Annotated in this window: 14 protein-coding genes; 13 read left to right on the forward strand and 1 reads right to left on the reverse strand. The window is 45.3% G+C overall.

Annotated elements, in window-relative coordinates; genetic code table 11:
• Nucleotides 1-57 precede the first annotated feature (57 nt).
• Nucleotides 58-918, forward strand: a complete 861-nt coding sequence (locus tag AC1DOV_RS10790) for a DNA alkylation repair protein (protein WP_477549913.1) — start codon at nucleotides 58-60, stop codon at nucleotides 916-918.
• A 70-nt stretch (nucleotides 919-988) separates the two neighbouring features.
• On the opposite strand, the gene AC1DOV_RS10795 is transcribed toward AC1DOV_RS10790, so the two are convergent.
• A complete protein-coding gene (locus AC1DOV_RS10795) occupies nucleotides 989-1,987 on the reverse strand; it encodes a LacI family DNA-binding transcriptional regulator (RefSeq protein ID WP_477549914.1) in 999 nt (332 codons plus the stop codon).
• Nucleotides 1,988-2,156: 169 nt separating this feature from the next.
• On the opposite strand from AC1DOV_RS10795, the gene AC1DOV_RS10800 reads away from it, so the two are divergent.
• The 12 genes from AC1DOV_RS10800 (at nucleotide 2,157) to AC1DOV_RS10855 (ending at nucleotide 18,962) form a co-directional block, all read left to right on the forward strand.
• A complete protein-coding gene (locus AC1DOV_RS10800) occupies nucleotides 2,157-2,918 on the forward strand; it encodes an SDR family oxidoreductase (RefSeq protein WP_477549915.1) in 762 nt (253 codons plus the stop codon).
• 113 nt (nucleotides 2,919-3,031) lie between these two features.
• Nucleotides 3,032-4,288 carry a glucuronate isomerase gene (locus tag AC1DOV_RS10805; protein ID WP_477549916.1) on the forward strand — a complete coding sequence of 419 codons (1,257 nt, stop codon included), beginning with the start codon at nucleotides 3,032-3,034 and terminating at the stop codon, nucleotides 4,286-4,288.
• A 224-nt stretch (nucleotides 4,289-4,512) separates the two neighbouring features.
• A complete protein-coding gene (locus tag AC1DOV_RS10810; protein WP_477549917.1) occupies nucleotides 4,513-5,532 on the forward strand; it encodes a LacI family DNA-binding transcriptional regulator in 1,020 nt (339 codons plus the stop codon).
• Nucleotides 5,533-5,733: 201 nt separating this feature from the next.
• The gene (locus AC1DOV_RS10815; RefSeq protein WP_477549918.1) at nucleotides 5,734-7,149 is read left to right on the forward strand and encodes an ABC transporter substrate-binding protein; all 1,416 of its coding nucleotides are present in this window, start codon (nucleotides 5,734-5,736) and stop codon (nucleotides 7,147-7,149) included.
• Between the two features lie 82 nt (nucleotides 7,150-7,231).
• On the forward strand, nucleotides 7,232-10,204 hold the full coding sequence (locus AC1DOV_RS10820; protein ID WP_477549919.1) for an extracellular solute-binding protein: 2,973 nt from the start codon (nucleotides 7,232-7,234) through the stop codon (nucleotides 10,202-10,204).
• Nucleotides 10,201-11,088, forward strand: a complete 888-nt coding sequence (locus AC1DOV_RS10825; RefSeq protein ID WP_477549920.1) for a carbohydrate ABC transporter permease — start codon at nucleotides 10,201-10,203, stop codon at nucleotides 11,086-11,088. The genes AC1DOV_RS10820 and AC1DOV_RS10825 overlap by 4 nt, the downstream gene beginning before the upstream one ends.
• 3 nt (nucleotides 11,089-11,091) lie before the next feature.
• The gene (locus tag AC1DOV_RS10830; protein ID WP_477549921.1) at nucleotides 11,092-11,973 is read left to right on the forward strand and encodes a carbohydrate ABC transporter permease; all 882 of its coding nucleotides are present in this window, start codon (nucleotides 11,092-11,094) and stop codon (nucleotides 11,971-11,973) included.
• 11 nt (nucleotides 11,974-11,984) lie between these two features.
• Complete coding sequence (locus AC1DOV_RS10835; RefSeq protein ID WP_477549922.1) at nucleotides 11,985-14,024, forward strand: YIP1 family protein; 2,040 nt, start codon at nucleotides 11,985-11,987, stop codon at nucleotides 14,022-14,024.
• The gene (locus tag AC1DOV_RS10840) at nucleotides 14,011-16,266 is read left to right on the forward strand and encodes a DUF5696 domain-containing protein (protein ID WP_477549923.1); all 2,256 of its coding nucleotides are present in this window, start codon (nucleotides 14,011-14,013) and stop codon (nucleotides 16,264-16,266) included. The genes AC1DOV_RS10835 and AC1DOV_RS10840 overlap by 14 nt, the downstream gene beginning before the upstream one ends.
• On the forward strand, nucleotides 16,266-17,126 hold the full coding sequence (locus AC1DOV_RS10845; protein ID WP_477549924.1) for a carbohydrate ABC transporter permease: 861 nt from the start codon (nucleotides 16,266-16,268) through the stop codon (nucleotides 17,124-17,126). Before AC1DOV_RS10840 ends, AC1DOV_RS10845 begins: the two co-directional genes overlap by 1 nt.
• Nucleotides 17,127-17,139: 13 nt before the next feature.
• Nucleotides 17,140-18,075 (forward strand): carbohydrate ABC transporter permease, encoded by a 936-nt coding sequence (locus AC1DOV_RS10850; protein WP_076270923.1) that lies wholly within the window; start codon nucleotides 17,140-17,142, stop codon nucleotides 18,073-18,075.
• A gap of 80 nt (nucleotides 18,076-18,155) precedes the next feature.
• Entirely contained in the window at nucleotides 18,156-18,962 is an 807-nt protein-coding gene (locus AC1DOV_RS10855; RefSeq protein ID WP_477549925.1) for a glycoside hydrolase family 16 protein, read from the forward strand.
• The last annotated feature ends 8 nt before the right edge of the window (nucleotides 18,963-18,970 follow it).

Below are 18,970 nucleotides of genomic sequence, written 5' to 3' on the forward strand. Positions count from 1 at the left end.
GAAGTATGATTGGCGTACTTCCAATTTTAAATGTCGTATAAGCGAGGGAACCGTGTTATGAATAATGAGAAAGCGATGGTCATTTCGGACTCCATTTTATACCGCAAAGGTGCAAGAAAGTTGAGCGATATTCCAAATGAAGTGATAGAACTGATTCATATGGGGAAACTGGAGACGGTCAATTTGACGGAATGGCTCGTTGTCGATCATATTGTACTGCTGCAAAATGTACTAAACGAGCTTAGTTTGGATCAAGAATCCGATCCCATTCTGGATAGGCTGAAACATTTGAACGAGAAAAAAATTATGAAAATCATACCTGCTATCGCAAAGGAATGGCTTAGTTTAATCGCTCGACTAGCAGAAGAAGAGCAGTCTAAACTTTACGACATAGTAGCTGCTCACCCTTCAGACAGTGTTCGCTGCTGGGCTGCTTTTATTATCGGAGTGGATCAACGTTTAAGTTTAGTAGAGAAGCTTGCATCGATTCGTCCTTTTGCGGCAGATCACCATTTTGGCGTTCGCGAGATTGCTTGGATGGCTCTAAGGGAATCCATCTCCAATAATTTAGTGGGAGCACTTCATTTACTCGAAGATTGGGTGCGTGATCATGATGCGAATATTAGGAGATTTGCCATTGAATCCACTCGACCGCGAGGCGTATGGGCCAAACATATTGCTGAGCTGAAAGAAAATCCTGCTATGGCTCTTTCTCTATTAGAAGCTGTGAACAGCGATGAAGCCAAATATGTTCAGGATTCAGTAGGCAACTGGATGAATGACGCTAGCAAAACTAAACCTGAGTGGGTAAGAGCTATTTGTAATGATTGGCTGGAGCGCTCAAAGGCGAAGGAAACGAAAAGAATTGTGGCAAAAGCGTTAAGAAGCTTGCCGGTGTTTCAACAAGTCCAGGAATGAGGAAAAAATTTATACATATTCAAACAACAGGGCTATCCTCAAGTAGTGTTATCTACTTTATGGGACAGCCCTATTCAGCATTTGAAAACCGTTTAGAAGTAGATGAGCGGATGACAAGTTCGGGCTCCAAGTGGACGGTCTTAATCATGTTTGGAGCATCGATAAGTTCAAGAATAGTTTTGGCTATTGCCGCTGCGATGGAGGAGAGGGCAACACCTACGACGGTCATTGGAACCTCAAGGTTCTCCATCTGCGGAAGATTGTCGTAACTAACGACAGAAACATCATGAGGGACGGAGAGGCCGAGTTCATTGACGGCGCGAAGGATACCGCGAGTTAGATCGATACCGCCGCTTATGACAGCTGTTGGTCGAAGAGGACGATTCATCATCATTCGTGCAGCAATATATCCATCGTGAAATTCTAAACCGTTCATTTGGAGAATGGAATCATCCGTTAAACTCAGCCCATGATGTCTAATCTCTTCTTGAAAGGCTTCGATTTTTACAGCTTGCAGCGGGTCATGCGACTTCGGTTCCCCGATGTACGCTATTTCTTTATGTCCTAAATTTGCCAAGTGACGAACCGCTAGACGAATGGCTTGACCACGGTTAACATCAACTGCGGAGTAGGGCGTATAGTCAGCGGCACCATAGGTGAGAATTGGGATATGCATGGCGCTGGAGTCGATTGGATTAGGTTTATTATCCCTGTCTCCAAAGGCGAGTATGGCATCCACTTGATAGCGGCGAAACGTTTCGATCGCGGATTCGATGTTGCTAATAGACAGCAATGTGATATAGCCGTAATTCTCGAGCTCCTCATTAAGCCGTGTAAGAAGGGATGATAGGGCTGCGCGTTCTATTGATGGCCATACGATGCCAATCGCTCCGCTTTTTCTCGAGACGAGACTTCGAGCAGCAATATTAGGTTGATAACCCATGTCTTTGGCGATGGAAAGGATATGCTGTTTCGTTTTATTTTGTACGAGCGGGCTGTCTCTAAGTGCCTTGGATACTGTAGAAAAGCTGACGCCTGCACGCTCTGCGATATCTTTGATGGTTACCATAGCTTCCCTCCGAAAGGAACTTTAACGACTATTATCATAAGTCATACATCCTATCATAGTCCAATTATTATGCAAATGAAAGCGGTATAATTGGTGTAGACAGTATGGGCTTATTGCGATATTATGAAAAATAACAACGTTGTTATTTTGATTATAAGGTGGTTTTCTCATGTTTAATTTAACAGATACCGTATCCGTTGTAATCGGTGGAAATGGTGTTCTTGGCAGTGCCATGGCTTCTGCACTGGCTGAAGCGGGATCAAAAGTAGCCATCGTTGGCCGCGATATGGAGAAAGCAAAATTAGTATGCGATCAAATAAATAGCAGCGGCGGAACGGCGATCTCTTTGCAAGCAGATGCAACAAAAAAAGATGAACTAGAAGCGGTACTGAACGATATTCTGCAATGGGGAGGACGTATTGATACCCTTGTAAATGCTTCAGGAACAAACAGCCCCACACCTTTCTTTGATTTGGAGATGGATGAATGGGATCGAATTATGGATGTCAATTTAAAGAGTGTCGTGCTGGCTTGCCAAGTGTTCGGTAAACAAATGATTGAACAGGGCGGCGGCGGCTCCATTATCAATATCTCTTCTGTTTCCTCATCACCACCGCTCTCTCGCGTGTTTACTTACTCAGCATCGAAGGCAGGAGTTAACAGCATCACGCAATTTTTAGCACGCGAATTTGCGCCAGACCGCGTAAGAGTTAACGCTATTATTCCAGGTTTTTTCCCGGCGGAGCAGAACAAAAAAATACTTTCACCCGAAAGAGTAGAGTCGATTATGCAGCATACGCCAATGAATCGTTTCGGAAACCCGGATGAGCTGAAGGGCGCGGTTGTTTATTTGGCTTCATCCAAAGCCTCTTCATTTGTTACCGGCTCATTCCTCCGCGTGGATGGCGGATTTGGTGCGATGACGATATGACAAGACCGCGTTTACAACTAAAGGGAACGGACAACAACGATTGTATTTGAACACATAAGGCGCATAAAGCTTTGGAGGAAACTGTTGAAGCCAATAAGAGAGGGGAAAAGAAAATGAGTACTCAAACCATTGCAAGCCTAGCAGATATTAAAGCGACGGTTGATCGTTTAGCTATGAGCACGCCTGTTACGGATATGCATACGCATCTATATGCTCCTGAATTTGGGGAACTGCTATTATGGGGCATCGATGAGCTGTTAACTTATCATTACTTAATTTCAGAGTCGTTCAGATGGTCAGAGGAGGAGTACAGCCAATTCTGGTCGATGACAAAGCGTGAGCAGGCGGACTGGATATGGGAGCAGCTGTTCATTGATCATTCTCCTGTAAGCGAAGCTGCAAGCGGATTTATTACGATTCTTAAACGTCTTGGATTCGATGTATCCTCACGCAATCTGGACGATTACCGGCAAGCACTTGCGAAGCGTACGGTAGAACAGCAGGTAGATACGGTCATGCAAATCGCTGGAATTGAGAAAATCGTCATGACGAACGATCCGTTTGATCCGGTTGAACGTCCCGTTTGGCTGTCAGGCAAAGGAAAAACGGATGCCCGTTTCTACGCGGCGCTGCGAGTTGATGCGCTTCTTAATGATTGGGATCATGCGGTGAAAGAGCTGCAAAATCTCGGTTATGATGTACAAGCGGAATGGTCTGAGCGGACAAAGGCAGAAACAAGACGTTTTCTCTCGGAATGGATTACTCGGATGGATGCGCTTTATCTTGCTGTGTCGATGCCTGGTGATTTTGAATATCCAGCCGATGATCATCGAAGCAAGATGATTGATGAGGTTATGATTCCTGTATGCCAAGCAAAAAGTATTCCGTTTGCGTTAATGATTGGCGTACGCAGACGGGTGAACCCATCACTCAGATTAGCAGGCGATATGAGCATGTTGTCTGATGTATCCGCAGTGGAAGCCTTATGCCGCCGTTACCCCGAGCAGAAGTTTCTCATCACGATGCTGGCAAGAGAAAATCAACATGAATTAACGGTACTTGCCCGTAAGTTCCGGAATCTGATGATATTTGGCTGCTGGTGGTTTCTGCATATTGAATCGATGGTTGAGGAAATGACACGTTTCCGCATAGAGCTTCTAGGCACTTCGATGATTCCTCAGCACTCCGATTGCCGTGTGTTTGAGCAATTGATTTACAAATGGGAGCATTCCAGAAAAATCATTGGCAATGTTCTTGCAGCGAAATACGAGAAGCTGCATCATAGTGGATGGACGGTGACGGAAGAGGAGATCAAGCGGGATCTGGATGATATGCTGAATCAAAACTTCTGGCGTTTTCTAGGCAGGTAGTAAATCATTTAAGTTTATCCGTTAAAAAAGTTAAAGGTGATTCTATCCGTAAAATGCGGTGTGGATCACCTTTTCTTATGGCAATGGCGGATATGGAAACACTGGAAATATTGCTCAAAATAACTATTGAAATCGATTTCATTTTTTGCTATATTATTAAATATCAACTTGATAGCGCTTTATTTGTTTATATCTGACAAAATTTATAGCAAAGGTCGAATCTTATGGATGTTAATATCGTTGATGTAGCTAAAGCGGCAAAGGTATCACCGACTACTGTCTCGCGCGTGTTAAACAATAACCCGCTCGTTAAGAACAAAACGAGGGAAAAGGTTCTCATGGTTATTGAGCAGATGAACTACGTTCCCAATGCTGCAGCCAAAAATCTACGCCAGCAAAAAACGTTTACTATTGGAATAATTGTGCCTGATATTATGGTTGCCTATTACTCTAATTTAGTAAAAGGAATTCAGAACAAGGCGCATTTGGAGAAATTTAAAGTCATTATCTGCGATACCCAAAACAGCAGAGAAATTGAGCTCGGATATCTTCAAATGTTAACGAACAGAACGGTTGACGGCATGATCCTAATTGAGTCGTTACTGCCGAAAGAGACGGTTATGGAGCTGCTCGACAGAGGATATGTTATAGGATCTATTGGACGCAGCATTCTGGATTCCAGAATTTATAACGTCCAAACGAATACGACAGAGGTTGCCATACACGTGGTTGAGCATCTCATCGAGCAGGGGCACAAAGATATAGCATTCATAAGCGGCTATAATGATGCTATCGATAGCTTGGATCGTCTGGAAGGCTATATCAAAGGATTAGAAAAACACGGCATTCCTTTCCGGCCAGAGCTTGTGGAAAATGGCGATTTCAACAAAAAAGGCGGATACTCAGCTTTAAAGCGCCTTTGGGATGCAGGGCAGAAGTTCACAGCTGTTTTTTCTGCCAATGATGAGATGGCATTAGGCATTTATGCCGCGTGCAGAGAAGCGAATGTAAGAATCCCTCAGGATCTAGCTGTTTTTGGCGTAGACAATGAAAGAGTTTCGAGATATTTGGTACCTCAGCTTAGCACGGTTAATCAATTGAAGATTGAAATGGGCTATGCTGCTGCGGAAATGCTTATCAAGAAAATTAAGGGTGAGATGGCGGAGGACGATGAGCGTATTGTTGTTGTTGATTCTCAGCTGTGCATTCGTGCTTCTTCTAATTATAAAAGAGTGCAATCATAATTTCAGATTATGAATATCTCTTTTTCACAAAATGAAATCGATACCATTTTAAAATATAGCCGCTTTGCATACTAGAGACACGACTTCCATGTTCTCGTATGCGACAGCAACCATTTATGAAATCGTTTTCAAAAAGTAGCGCCTAACCTTAGGTACATGCAAGTGTATCCATATATCATTTGAAAAAAAGGGGATAGTGAAATGAACAGTAAGAAAATATTTTCATTATTACTGGTATTGTCGTTATTCGTCACCGTATTAGCTGCCTGTTCGGGCGGGAACAACAAAACAAATGAAGGATCTACTTCTACTGCTACGAATAAGCCGGCAGAGGACAATACCAAGGCAGAAGAAACGCCATCGTGGCAAACAGAGAAAATTACATTAAAGTTTGCAAGCTGGGAAGACCCGAAGATGGAAGGCGAATTGATGAAAGCCTTCATGGCAAAATACCCGAATATTACAGTAGAGAAAGACGAAACGATTAACTGGCCTTGGACAGATGCGTTGACTGCAGCAGCCAGCGCGAGCAAATTGCCTGACGTGTTCTGGGTAGAAAGTGTACCTGTAGGCGTAGAGAACGAATGGCTGCTCGATCTGTCACCATATTGGGATCAAGATGAGGAAACGCAAGCTATTTATCCGAATATTGCGAAGCAAGCGGTTTATGGCGGCAAGCGCCTAGCATCGCCTACTTTCCAGTTTATTATGGGTGTCTATGTGAATAAAACGCTGCTTGAGAAAAACAACATTCCGCTTCCTGGATATAATTGGACCATTACAGAGATGATCGACATCGCCAAGAAGGTATCCAAGCCTTCGGAACATATTTATGGGATTTCAGGCCCTTGGGGCAATCTATCTTTCAATGAACACTGGCCAATGGCGAATGATAGTGCGCTAGGCTACAACACATTTGACGGTGAGAAATTCCATTTCACGAATCAGCAGTGGATCGATGGCTACAACCAACAGCTTGAGCTTCGCAGGTTGAAAGTGGAAGAAAAAATGACTGGCGAAGAAAAAACAAAAGTATTCGGCGAAGAAGGAGCTTGGCCGCTGCAGAAAGGGCATGTCGCACTCGGAATTGACGGTTCTTGGAATATGAATTCCTTGCCGCCGGAAATGGAAAAGTCGGGAGCTGGCGTCGTAGATTTCTATCCATACCCAGCTGGAAATGCGGGACAAAAGATGCCTGTAGTTCTTGACTACATCGGTGTATCCTCTACAACCAAACATCCAGAAGCTGCTTATGAGCTGATGAAATTTATGTCATGGAGCAAGGATGGCTGGCTGAAGCGTCTTGAGCTGAACAAGGAATTGAACATCAACATCGATAAATTCCCAGTTGCTGATTTCCCTGAGGTATGGGAGAAGCTGACGGGCGAGCTGAAACTAGACGGTGCGAAAGCAGCCATTGGATTGCTCGGCGATGCAGTTCCAGATTATAACAAGGTTCTTCCGGGCTGGAGAGAATTCAGTGCTTGGGCATCCGATGAACAAAAAATATATGAGAAGTTTGCAAACGGTGAATTGAAGCCTGCTGATAAAGCGAAAGAAATGGAAGACAAAGCAAATGAGTTCGTAGGTCAAGCGCTGCAAAGATTAAGTCAATAATACAGATTGACCGTAGATGCGGAAGAAGCTATATGATCTTTCGCATCTGCGGCATTAATGAAGCATAGGCAGGGAAGAGACCATGAAAAAAACTTATCAAATCTTACTGATATGCTTGATGATTGCAGCTCTTCTTGCTAGCGGACTCCCGGGATCGTTAGTACAAGCTGAATCGGAGCAAGCGGCAGCGCCCAAGGCAGAAGGCTCAGCGGATGCGCTTAATCTGCTAGAGAAGACCTATTCAGAAAAGCTAAAAGAGTGGTCTGAGGTTCCTATCATTCCAAACGCAAACATCATCGTTTCACCTGCCAAAAATGTGGAAAACGCAGCATTACTAGTCTCTCTGCAAGATAGCTTCAATTACGGTCAGGAGACACTTCGTTGGAATAAAGACGCAAAGATCACGTTCGACATTCATGTTGAAAAAACGGGGTTATATCAGCTAGCTTTTGACTATTACATGCTGGATGACAGCATTTTGCCCACAGAGGGTTATTTGCAAATTAATGGACAATACCAGTTCTATGAAAGCCGTCATATTTTGTTTCCTAGCAGGTGGGAGAACAAACCTCTTGCAGAAAAGTGGGATCGTTATGGCAACGAGCTGCTGCCGCGTTCCCAGAAAGTGAAGTTATGGCAGACGGTATATGCCATGGATTCTAGTTATTTTCATATGGAGCCTTTAAAGTTTCAATTAAAAGAAGGCTTGAACACCGTTACGTTAGTCAATACCAGGGGAGAGTTGCTGCTTGGCGATGTGAGAGTAGAAGCCCCTGCCCAAATACAAACATATGAAAACTATTTAAAGAGCTTCCCGGCAGAAGAAATGGGTGCTGAGCGCATCGACACACTGCTCATAACCGAAGCGGAGCAAATGCTGTATAAAAACGATTCCTCCATCAGAGCAGCCTCGTCACGCGACAGCAAGGTGACGCCCTACGAAACGAAAAAGCTGTTGCTCAATATGATCGATGCGGGTTCCTATGAAGAAGGCGGTCAATCGCTGACGTGGGAGCTGGAGGTTCCCCAGGATGGGTACTATCAAATTGCTTTGAAATACTTGCAAAATACTCAATATGATTTGCCCGTGTTTCGCCGAATTGAGCTCGATGGCGTAGTTCCTTTCCGCGAGGTGGACAATTATGCTTTTCATTATACGAAAAAATGGCGGAATGAGACGCTTGGCAGTGAGGATAAGCCTTATCAATTTTATATGACTAAGGGCAAGCATACGCTTAGCATGACAGTGAATCTATCTCATATGCGTCCTCTAGCAGAGGATATCTTCGCCAAAATGAGAGAGATCAGCCGCATGACGCTGGAAATCAAGAAGCTGACAGGAAATAAACTAGATTTGTATAGAGATTGGAATCTACTTGAATACATGCCAGAACTAGATAAACAGCTCTCTGCCTGGGCGGATGATCTTGATCAACGCTTTGAAGAGATTAGTCTGCTTAACCCGAAGGTGAAGGAAATCGGCGAAATTGTCAATTTGAAGCTGGCATCGAAGCAATTGCGATCCCTTGCGAAAGACCCCAACGAATTGCCCAATCGCTTAAATCTGTTTTCTGAAGGGTCGGCGTCAGCTTCTCAATTGCTAGGTACGCTTTTGCAGAGCATTTCGGAGTCGCCGCTTGCACTTGACCGGATTTATGTTTCTCAGGATGGCAAGCTGCCATCTCCAAATGCAGGTTTTTTCAAGAAATCAGGGGAAACGGTTAAACGCTTTTTCTTATCCTTTACGAAACAATCCTATTCAAGCTCAAACAAAATAAATGGTGAGCTGGAGGTTTGGGTCAATCGCCCAAGACCTTTCGTTGAGCTCATGCAGAAGATGATCGATGAGCAGTTTACGCCGGAATCGGGCATTGCCGTTAAGCTGTCCATTATGCCGGACGAGAATAAGCTTGTTCTGGCTAACGCATCCAATCGTCAGCCGGATGTTGCTCTTGGAGTGAGCAACTGGATACCCTATGAACTGGCCATTCGGAATGCGGCTATGGATTTGCGGCAATTCGCTGGTTACGAGGAGAGCATCAAGCGGTTCTCCAAAGGTGCCATTATTCCATTTTCGTTCGAGGAAGGCGTATATGCATTGCCGGAAACGCAAAATTTTTGGGTGCTGTTTTACCGTCAGGATATTTTGGATTCGCTGAAGCTGTCGCCGCCGGATACGTGGCAGGACGTGGTTGAGATGCTGCCTGAGCTGCAGCGGCTTGGCATGAACTTCTATGAGCCGCTTGCCCAGTACAAGGGCTTCAAGCCCTTTAATGCAACGACGCCGTTTATTTATCAATTCGACGGAGAATTGTTTGATGAGAGCGGGATGAACACCGCAATCGACAGTGAGCAAGCGCTTGAGGGCATGAAGTTTATGACCGACTTGTTTACTATCTACAACTTGCCGCAGGACGTACCGAATTTCTATCACCATTTCCGTTACGGCACGATGCCGGTAGGGATATCTGATTTCAATACGTACATTCAATTGAAGGCGGCTGCACCGGAAATCGCCAACACGTGGAAGATCGCGCTGCATCCGGGCGTGGAGAAGCCGGATGGAACGGTAGCAAGATGGGCGCCGACAGGCGGACAGACGGGAATGATTTTTAAAGGCACCGACTATGCAGAGGAATCTTGGAAGTTCCTCGATTGGTGGTTGTCAACACCGGTTCAGGTCGAATTTGCCAATCTCATGCAGACTACCTATGGCATGACCTTTATGTGGAACACGGCCAATCTGGAAGCGCTCGAGCAGGTACCATGGCCGGAGGAAGACAAAGAGGTTATTTCCGAGCAGTTCAAATGGGTGAGAGAACCTTCTCGCGTGCCAGGCGCTTATATGGTCGAGCGGGAAATTAGCAATGTTTGGAACAGGGTTGTCTTTAACGGGGATAATCCGCGAACGGCCATTGATGATGCTGTAGTACGGACTAATCGTGAAATTATGCGGAAGATGGAAGAGTTCGGCTATTATGCGAATGGCAAAATGATCAGGCCGTATCCGGTTCCGACCATATCATCGATAGACAAGTGGGTTGAGCGAAAATGAAGACACGCAGATTTAATGAGGCTTACCTATTTCTGACGCCTTATCTTTTGATGTTCGGCACGTTTATTATTATCCCGGTAGTGGTAGCGGCAGGCCTCTCCCTTACTTATTTTAATACGGTAGAGACGCCGGAGTGGATCGGCTTCAAAAACTATATCGATCTGCTTACGCACGATGAAATCTTTATGCAAAATGTTCTGCCCAACACGATAAAGTTTGCATTGATCGTAGGACCGTGCGGCTATGTCATTTCATTTCTGCTTGCTTGGATGCTGGCGCAAGTTCCGAGCAAGCCGCGCACCATTCTTGCCCTTATTATTTATTCTCCTTCCATGACAATGGGAGTAGCGATGTCAGTTGTCTGGACGATTATATTCAGCGGTGACCAAGCGGGATATATTAACTCCCTGCTGCTTAATTTAGGGCTGATCAACGCTCCGATACAGTGGCTGCAGTCACCGGAATATTTGATGACGATCATGATTGTCGTGTCATTATGGAGCAGCATGGGAGTTGGTTTCCTTGCCATGCTTGCAGGTGTTCTGAACATTGATCAAACGATATACGAAGCGGGTTATATCGATGGAATCCAGAATCGTTTTCAAGAAATTATTTATATTACGATTCCTTCGATGAGGCCGCAGATGCTGTTTGGCGCGGTCATGGCGGTTGTAACAACGTTCCAAGCCGGTGAGATTGGTGTTCAGTTATCAGGCGGCAACCCAACTCCGCAAAACTCAGGGCAGTTGATCGTCAACCATATTGCTGATTATGGCCTCATTCGCTATGAGATGGGGTATGCGAGCGCGATTTCTGTTGTGCTGCTAATCGGGGTTTATATGCTGTCTAAGCTTTCGTGGAAATTATTCGGTGAGAAAGAGTAGGGGGTGCAAGTTTTGTCTTATCAAGGTACAAAAGTCAATCCGACCAAGTTTCACAAAAGTCAGCTGAAATTTTATGCCATTCTTATTCCATTGGCGTTTTTTATGATGCTGCCGATCATATTTATCATCTCGCATGCATTCAAGCCGATTGATGAGCTGTTTGCATTCCCGCCGCGCTTTCTCGTACAGAAGCCGACATTTGATAACTTTAGAGATCTGTTTTTTACGACGTCGACATCGGGTATTCCGTTCAGCCGGTTTATATTCAACAGCTTGCTCGTAACGATCTCAGTCATGTTCTTTTCGGTATTTATTAGCGCATTGGCTGCCTATGCAATGGCCAAGATGAAATTTAAGCTGCGCAAGGTGTTGTTTGAGGTGAACACGCTTGCCCTCATGTTCGTGCCAATCGCGGTACAAATTCCGCGTTACTTGGTCGTAGATCAGACCGGTATGCTGGACACTTATTTTGCTCATATTTTGCCGCTGCTGGCCATGCCGATTGGGCTGTTCCTGCTGAAGCAATTTATTGATCAAGTGCCCGAGGAGCTGAAGGAAGCGGCCATTATCGACGGAGCGAGTGAATTTACAGTATTCAGGAAGGTCATCGTACCTGTCATTATACCGGCGCTTGCTACAGTCGCCATTCTTGCTTTTCAGGCGGTATGGAACAATGTCGAGACTTCAAATTATTATGTCAACGATGAAAGCTTGAAGACATTATCGTTCTTCATGAGCTCGGTTGCGTCGGGGTCCGGCAACACCATCGCGGGTCAAGGCATGTCGGCAGCTGCATCGCTGCTTATGTTCGTTCCGAACCTCGTCATTTTTATACTGCTGCAAAGCAAAGTGATGAACACAATGGCGCATTCAGGACTGAAATAGAGGAGACTCCGATGAAGAACATTAACGGCAAGGTTTTGTTGCTTGTTCTCGCCGTCTTCCTATGGCTTGATTCCTCATCCATGGTGCTCGCTGAAGCGCCTTACAAGACCTATACGGAAGACCATAACAGGCAATTTGTACGAACGCAGGATGCTTATCATCCCGCAGGTTCAATTGAGAAGGTGGGAGATCTTGAGTTTTCCGGCCCTTCCGATATTTATATCGATGCGCGCAACCGCATCTATGTTGCAGATACGAACAATCATCGTATCGTCGTCCTCGATGACGAGGGGCAATTCATTCGGGTCATCGGTGAAGAGGTTTTGCAGACGCCGGTTGGTGTATTCGTTGACCATCAAGGTGATGTGTACGCAGCGGACAGCGGACTGAATCAAGTCGTTAAATTTGGCGCTGACCATGCGGTAAAGCAAATCTTTGCGAGGCCGGAATCGCCGCTCTTTGGCAAGAACAATCCCTTTAAGCCGATGAAGGTGACGGTCGATAAGCGCGGAAACGTATATATCATAAGCGAGGGATCGACTAACGGCGTCGTGCAGATGAGCTCAAATGGCGATTTTCTTGGCTATTTTGGCAGCAATGAATCCAAAGCGAGCTTTCGTATTATGCTGGAGCGATTTTTGTTTACCGATGCACAGCGAGCGAAGTTATTCAAAAATGTACCGCCTTCTGCGACAAGCATCGACATTGATCAGAAGGGGTTAATTTATACGATTACCCAAGGCGACGAGGGAAGATCTGTCAAACGATTTAATATTTCCGGCTTCAATTTATTGCCTGCGGATATGACTTTTCATCCGCTGTATACGGATCTATTTATTTCGAAGAGCGGCAACATATATACGATTAGCCAAACCGGCATTATTTTCGAATATGACACTGAGGGCAATTTGCTGTTCTCGTTCGGTGCACCCGATGATGGGAAGTCGCGGATCGGCATGTTCATTAATGCGGCTGGCATTGCAGTAGATGCAGGCGAAAATATTTATGTCGTCGACAAGGAAAGAAATAATATTCAAATCTTTAAGCCAACCGAGTTTACGAGTATGGTTCATCATGCGCTTGAGCTTTATAAGGAAGGGCACTACGTCAAGAGCCGTGAGCCGTGGAGTCAGGTGCTGAACAAAAACAACTTGTTCGACCTCGCGCATAAAGGTCTGGCAGATGCCTACTACAAGCAGCAATTATATGCGGAAGCGATCGAGGAGTATGTTATTGCGAACGATAAGGAAGGGTATTCCAATGCCTTCTGGGAAATTCGCAATCGCTGGCTGCAAAACAACTTGATTTATGTGCTGTATGTCGGAATTATTTTGTTCGTGCTGCGGATATTGGTGCGCTGGCTGCAGCGGAAAACAGGGGTATTTCATTCCGTTATTCGGTTGAAAGAGCAAGTTTTCTCGGCAGCGTTTATTCGGCATGTTATGTTTGTTTCCCGATTTATTAAAAACCCGTTTGAAGGCTTTTATGGCATCAAGGAGGAACGGAAGGTTTCCCTTTGGTCCGCGACGTTCTTGTATGTGCTTTTCTTTGCCGAATATGTGTTTGCACTTTATTACACCGGCTTTATATTCAACAACGTGGAGCCTTCCAGCTTGATTTTGATGAAGGAGATTGCCAAAGTATTTGCGCCGATTGCGCTGTGGATTATCGCGAATTACTTGGTGAGTACAATCAATGAAGGCGAGGGCAAATTTTCAGAAGTGTACAAAGGTACCATTTATGCTATGGCACCGTACTTGTTGTTCAGCCCTATCATCGTCATCGTCTCGAATGTACTGACGAACAATGACGCGTTCCTGTACACCTTCTCAAGCAACATCATCGTCGTGTGGTGTGCGGTTCTCCTGTTTATTATGGTGAAGGAAGTCCATGACTACACGGTCCGCGAGACGATTCGCAATATTTTGATCACCTTATTTGGCATGCTGATTCTGAGCTTAGTTGCATTTATTGTGTATGTGCTGCTCGATCAAGTGTTTGATTTTGTTTATTCTGTCATACGGGAGCTGATGATACGTGCGGAACTCTAAATGGATTAAGCCTGTCGTAACCGCCGTCATCATAGCAGCAGCCATTGCCATCGTATATGCCCTGTTTTTTGGTAACGGCCGCTCTAGCAGGGAGACGGGTGCGATTCCAAATTCGGAGCTGCAGTCCGAGTTTCCTGATCATGAAGAGGCAGGGTCAAAGTTATCCTCCGATTATCGCAAGGTGGCGGAGAATGAACATCTTGAGCTGTATCTCAAAGAACAAAGCTTGTCCATTCAAGTGAAGGATAAGCGCTCAGGCTACATGTGGTCTTCCGAAATCATCGACACGGAATCCAATGAATCGTGGAAAAATTTTATGGCATCGGGATTGTCTCTTGATTATTTCGAGGAGAGCAAGCCGAATGCAACGCGAACGGATCTTGTCTCTCAAGCGAATAAATCGATAACACTCGAGTCGCTTGAAAAAGGATTTAAAGCGATTATTCGTTTAAACGATCTGAAGCTTGGAATGGAGCTCCATGTATCGCTGGAGAAGGATCAATTGGTGGTTCGGATTCCACAGCAGAGCATTCTTGAGGGAAATAAAACAAAACTTGGGTCCGTATATGTTTATCCGTTCCTTGGAGCGACCAAGGCCGGTGAAGTAGATGGTTATATGTTCATTCCGGATGGATCAGGTGCATTAATCCGGCTCGCAGATAATAAGGGGAAATTCAAAATCCCGTATGAAGCGAAGATTTATGGCACGAACGAAGGCATCGAAACGGTTAACCGTGATATTTTCACAAATCCGCCGCTCACCGTGCAATATCCCGTATTCGGAATGGTTCACGCTGAAGGCGGCAACGGACTATTCGGCATCGTAGAGAATGGTCAATATAATGCCAAAATCGTTGCGTATCCGAATGGAGTCAATACGCCATACAACTGGACGACGGCACAATTTCTATCTAGGGAATCATATCTCCAGCCAACGAGCCGGTCACTTGGCGGTGTCATCGTCTATGAGAAGGCTCGCAATCCAGAGGATATTCAAATTCGCTATACGTTCTTGAGCGGCAAGGACGCAAGTTATGTTGGCATGGCCAAGACGTATCAATCGTACTTGGAGGAGAAATCGATTCTTGTGAGAGATGAAGGGAAAGCAGACACTGCCATTCCTCTGCAAATGGATGTTCTTGGTGCTGAAACCGAAAATGGCATGTTCGCCAAGCGCCTCATTCCGATGACGACTGTATCGCAGCTGGAAGAGATGCTCGGAGATATGAAGAAAAATGGCATCGGAAATGTGAATGTAGTTTATAAGGGCTGGAATGAAGGCGGGTATTCAGGAACGAATCCATCGCCCGTGAAATATGAGTCAGCGCTTGGCTCGAAGAAGGATTTCGAGCGACTCGCAGCATCGCTTCGGGAAAGCGGAAATCCGCTTCATTTGTACAGCGACTTTACGACAGGCAATGAAGCATCCAAACGATTCTCTGCGCAGACGGATGCCGCCAAAAAAATCGATAAGTCAATATTGACGATACCAACCTATGAGGAAGTATACGGGACCATCTATTACTTATCTGCCGAAGCAACGAGCATGCTGGTTAAACAAAATACAAAGCAATATATGAGCCAGAACGTAAGCGGAATTGCTGTAGATAAGACGGGCTCTGTGTTATTCTCCGAGATGGCGGGCAAAAGCCGTTCAAGCCGCAGCCAAACAGCAGAATCATATAAAGCTGCTATGCAAGGCTTGTCGGATGCCATTCCATCCTTCCTCATGTATGCGCCAAATGATTATATGCTTCCTTATGCCGATCAAGTGCTAGACGTGCCGATGGAGTCATCGCAATATATTTATATCAGTGAAACGGTGCCATTTGTACAAATGGTGCTGAAGGGCTATAAGGATTATTTTGCCCCTTATAGCAACTTCTTCGCTAATCCGCAGGCAAGCCTGCTGCGCATGATCGAGACAGGTTCTTATCCATCCTATTATTTGACGCATGAGACATCGTATAAACTGAAGCATACTAATTCGAATGATGTTTACACGTCTGCATATAAGGATTGGCGTGATTCGATGACGGAGACTTATCGCATTTTAGATGAAGCGCTGAAGCCGACAATAGGTGCGAAGATGCAGAACCATGAGCGTCTAAGCGATGGCATTGTTAAGGTTTCTTATGACAACGGAGTCGAAGTGCTCGTGAATTACACGAATCGCGACTATCTATGGGAAGGCGTTAGCGTTCCGCCAAAAGGCTTTCAAGTAATCGAGGTGAACCGCTGATGGCCAAAATCATAATGACCAACAAACGTAGAAAGGCGATTATCGGTCTGGCGTTTGTGTCGCCATGGATCGTAGGATTTTTTGTTTTCACTTTATATCCGATGCTATACTCCTTATTTCTTAGCTTCCATCAAGTGAAAATTACACCTGTCGGCGTGAAAACAAAGTATATCGGCTTTGAAAATTTCAATTATGCATTTTTCTCCGACCCTGTGTTTTTAGAGAAAATATTGAATTATGTTATGGAAATGATGCTGAACGTACCGATCATTATCGTTTTTTCATTGATCATTGCGCTATTAATCAATCAGAAGATCAAATTTCGCGGCATGTTTCGGACGATATTTTTCCTGCCAGTCATTATAACGAGCGGGCCGGTCATTAACGAGCTGCTTAGCCAGGGTGCGTCCTCCATTCCGAATATAGAGCAATACGGCATGTTCACGATGATTGAGAACAGCTTGAGCCCGATTATTGCGGAGCCTATTCTGTATTTGTTTAAGCAAATCATTATGGTTCTCTGGTTCTCCGGCGTTCAGATTCTTATTTTCCTAGCAGGGCTGCAAAAGGTAGACCGATCCATGTATGAAGCAGCTCGCATCGATGGCGCGTCGGCATGGGAGTCCTTCTGGAAAGTGACGCTGCCAGTGCTTATGCCGCTCGTGATCGTAAATGTAATCTATACGATCGTTTACGTATCGACGTTCGCGCTTAATGAAATTATTATTCTTATCAAAAACAATATGTTCAGCACCATTACCGGATTCGGTTACGCTACCGCGATTGCATGGATTTATTTCATCATTATCATGATCGTGCTTGCGATATGGACTGGACTGCTCAGAATGAAGAAACGATAAGGAGGAGAGCTGCATGTGGAAAAGACAGACGTTAGTCGCTGCGAGCAAAGTCCGTAAGCTGTTGTTCGGAATGGGAGAAAACGACGGATTTGTGTTCAAGGCTGTAGTATATCTCCTTCTGATCGCGATCGGCTTTGTCTATTTGTATCCGATGTTATTTATGCTGGTGAACAGCTTCATGAGCTTGGATGATTTGGTCAACTCCATGATCAAGTGGATTCCGTCAACGCTGTATGTCGAGAACTATTCGAAGGCGCTGAACGTGCTCGATTATGAAAAAACACTTTTGCAAACGATTGGGGTGGCAGGCCTTCCAGCCTTGCTGCAAACGATATCGGCGGGCGTTATCGGCTATGGCTTTGCTAGATTTGAGTTTCCTTTTAAAAAGATATTGTTCGTGCTTATGCTCGTAACCTTTGTTATCCCGCCGCAAATTACGATGATGCCAACGTACCTTTTGTTTAAGCAATACGGGCTGCTCGGCTCGCTGGAGACGTTTATATATCCGGCCATTCTCGGGCAAGGACTAAAAAGCGCATTGTTTATTCTCATTTTTTATCAGTTTTTTAGAAGCATACCGGATGTGCTGGAGGAGGCTGCGGAAATTGATGGAGCGGGCAGCTTGAAAATCTTTTACCGTGTTGCCGTTCCTATGGCGCTTCCTGCAATCATTATCGTCTTTCTTTTCTCATTTGTATGGTACTGGAATGAAACGTATTTAGCGGGTCTTTATTTCGGAAACGAGCTGACCATATTGCCGCTGGAGCTGCAAAAATTTACGGACAGCTACAATAAGGTGTACCCGCCGGGCACTCCTGGCAGTCAGTTGAATGAAGCGATTAAGCTGGCTGGAACGCTGCTGACGATTGCACCGCTGCTCATTCTCTACTTTGTGCTTCAGCGCTGGTTTGTAGAAGGCGTTGATCGGGCTGGTATTACCGGTGAGTAAGAGGAGGAGCTTGGGTGAAGAGACTTTTCAAGATTTCGAGTGTTTTTATAGCAATTATCTTATTTATAATGGGGTGCAGTATGGGTAATAAAAAAGAAGTTCCGCAGCAGAAAAATGGGTGGAAGCTCGTATGGAACGATGAGTTTGATGGTAAAGAAATCGATCGGACCAAGTGGAAGCATGTAACCGGAGGATCAGGCTTCGGGAATAATGAAGATCAGTTTTATACAGAGGATGCGGCCAACTCTTATATTGAAGATGGCAAGCTAGTCATCAAAGCGTTGAAGCAGGAGCATGGGGGCAAGCCGTATACGTCTGCGAAATTAATTACGGAGGGCCATGCGGACTGGACGTACGGCCGATTCGAGTTCCGGGCTAAGATGCCGCTTGGCAAAGGAATGTGGCCTGCCATATGGATGATGCCGACGGACATGGAGAAATACGGCGGCTGGCCAAGCAGCGGCGAGATTGACATTATGGAGTATCTTGGACACGAGCCTGAGCAGGTGCATGGTACTTTGCATATGGGCAATCCTCACATTTATCGAGGGGGGAAGGTAAGTCTGGAAGATGGAACGTTCGCAGAAGCGTTTCATGACTTTGCTCTGGAATGGACGCCAAGCGGGATGAAGTGGTACGTCGACGATAAGGAGTTTTATCAGACGACGACATGGTTTACGCGCAAGGATGAGGCTACGGATAATGAGCCATTCCCTGCACCTTTCGATCGTGCGTTTTTCTTGCAGCTGAATTTGGCCGTTGGCGGCAATTGGCCGGGTTATCCAGATGAGACGACGGTTTTCCCGCAAACATTTGAGCTTGAGTACGTTCGGGTGTATCAGCCGGCAGACGGAAATTATGAGACGGCAAACGATACAGCGAAATAGGAATGATA

Source organism: Paenibacillus sp. 01T47, assembly GCF_056398245.1.

What these genes read in the sequence shown, in the direction of transcription:
- AC1DOV_RS10810 (WP_477549917.1), top strand. Translation starts at nt 4,513, where the DNA reads ATGGATGTTAATATCGTTGATGTAGCTAAAGCGGCAAAGGTATCACCG.
- AC1DOV_RS10815 (WP_477549918.1), top strand. Translation starts at nt 5,734, where the DNA reads ATGAACAGTAAGAAAATATTTTCATTATTACTGGTATTGTCGTTATTC.
- AC1DOV_RS10820 (WP_477549919.1), top strand. Translation starts at nt 7,232, where the DNA reads ATGAAAAAAACTTATCAAATCTTACTGATATGCTTGATGATTGCAGCT.
- AC1DOV_RS10790 (WP_477549913.1), top strand. Translation starts at nt 58, where the DNA reads ATGAATAATGAGAAAGCGATGGTCATTTCGGACTCCATTTTATACCGC.
- AC1DOV_RS10855 (WP_477549925.1), top strand. Translation starts at nt 18,156, where the DNA reads ATGGGTAATAAAAAAGAAGTTCCGCAGCAGAAAAATGGGTGGAAGCTC.
- AC1DOV_RS10800 (WP_477549915.1), top strand. Translation starts at nt 2,157, where the DNA reads ATGTTTAATTTAACAGATACCGTATCCGTTGTAATCGGTGGAAATGGT.
- AC1DOV_RS10845 (WP_477549924.1), top strand. Translation starts at nt 16,266, where the DNA reads ATGGCCAAAATCATAATGACCAACAAACGTAGAAAGGCGATTATCGGT.
- AC1DOV_RS10850 (WP_076270923.1), top strand. Translation starts at nt 17,140, where the DNA reads ATGTGGAAAAGACAGACGTTAGTCGCTGCGAGCAAAGTCCGTAAGCTG.
- AC1DOV_RS10835 (WP_477549922.1), top strand. Translation starts at nt 11,985, where the DNA reads ATGAAGAACATTAACGGCAAGGTTTTGTTGCTTGTTCTCGCCGTCTTC.
- AC1DOV_RS10825 (WP_477549920.1), top strand. Translation starts at nt 10,201, where the DNA reads ATGAAGACACGCAGATTTAATGAGGCTTACCTATTTCTGACGCCTTAT.
- AC1DOV_RS10805 (WP_477549916.1), top strand. Translation starts at nt 3,032, where the DNA reads ATGAGTACTCAAACCATTGCAAGCCTAGCAGATATTAAAGCGACGGTT.
- AC1DOV_RS10795 (WP_477549914.1), bottom strand. Translation starts at nt 1,987, where the DNA reads ATGGTAACCATCAAAGATATCGCAGAGCGTGCAGGCGTCAGCTTTTCT.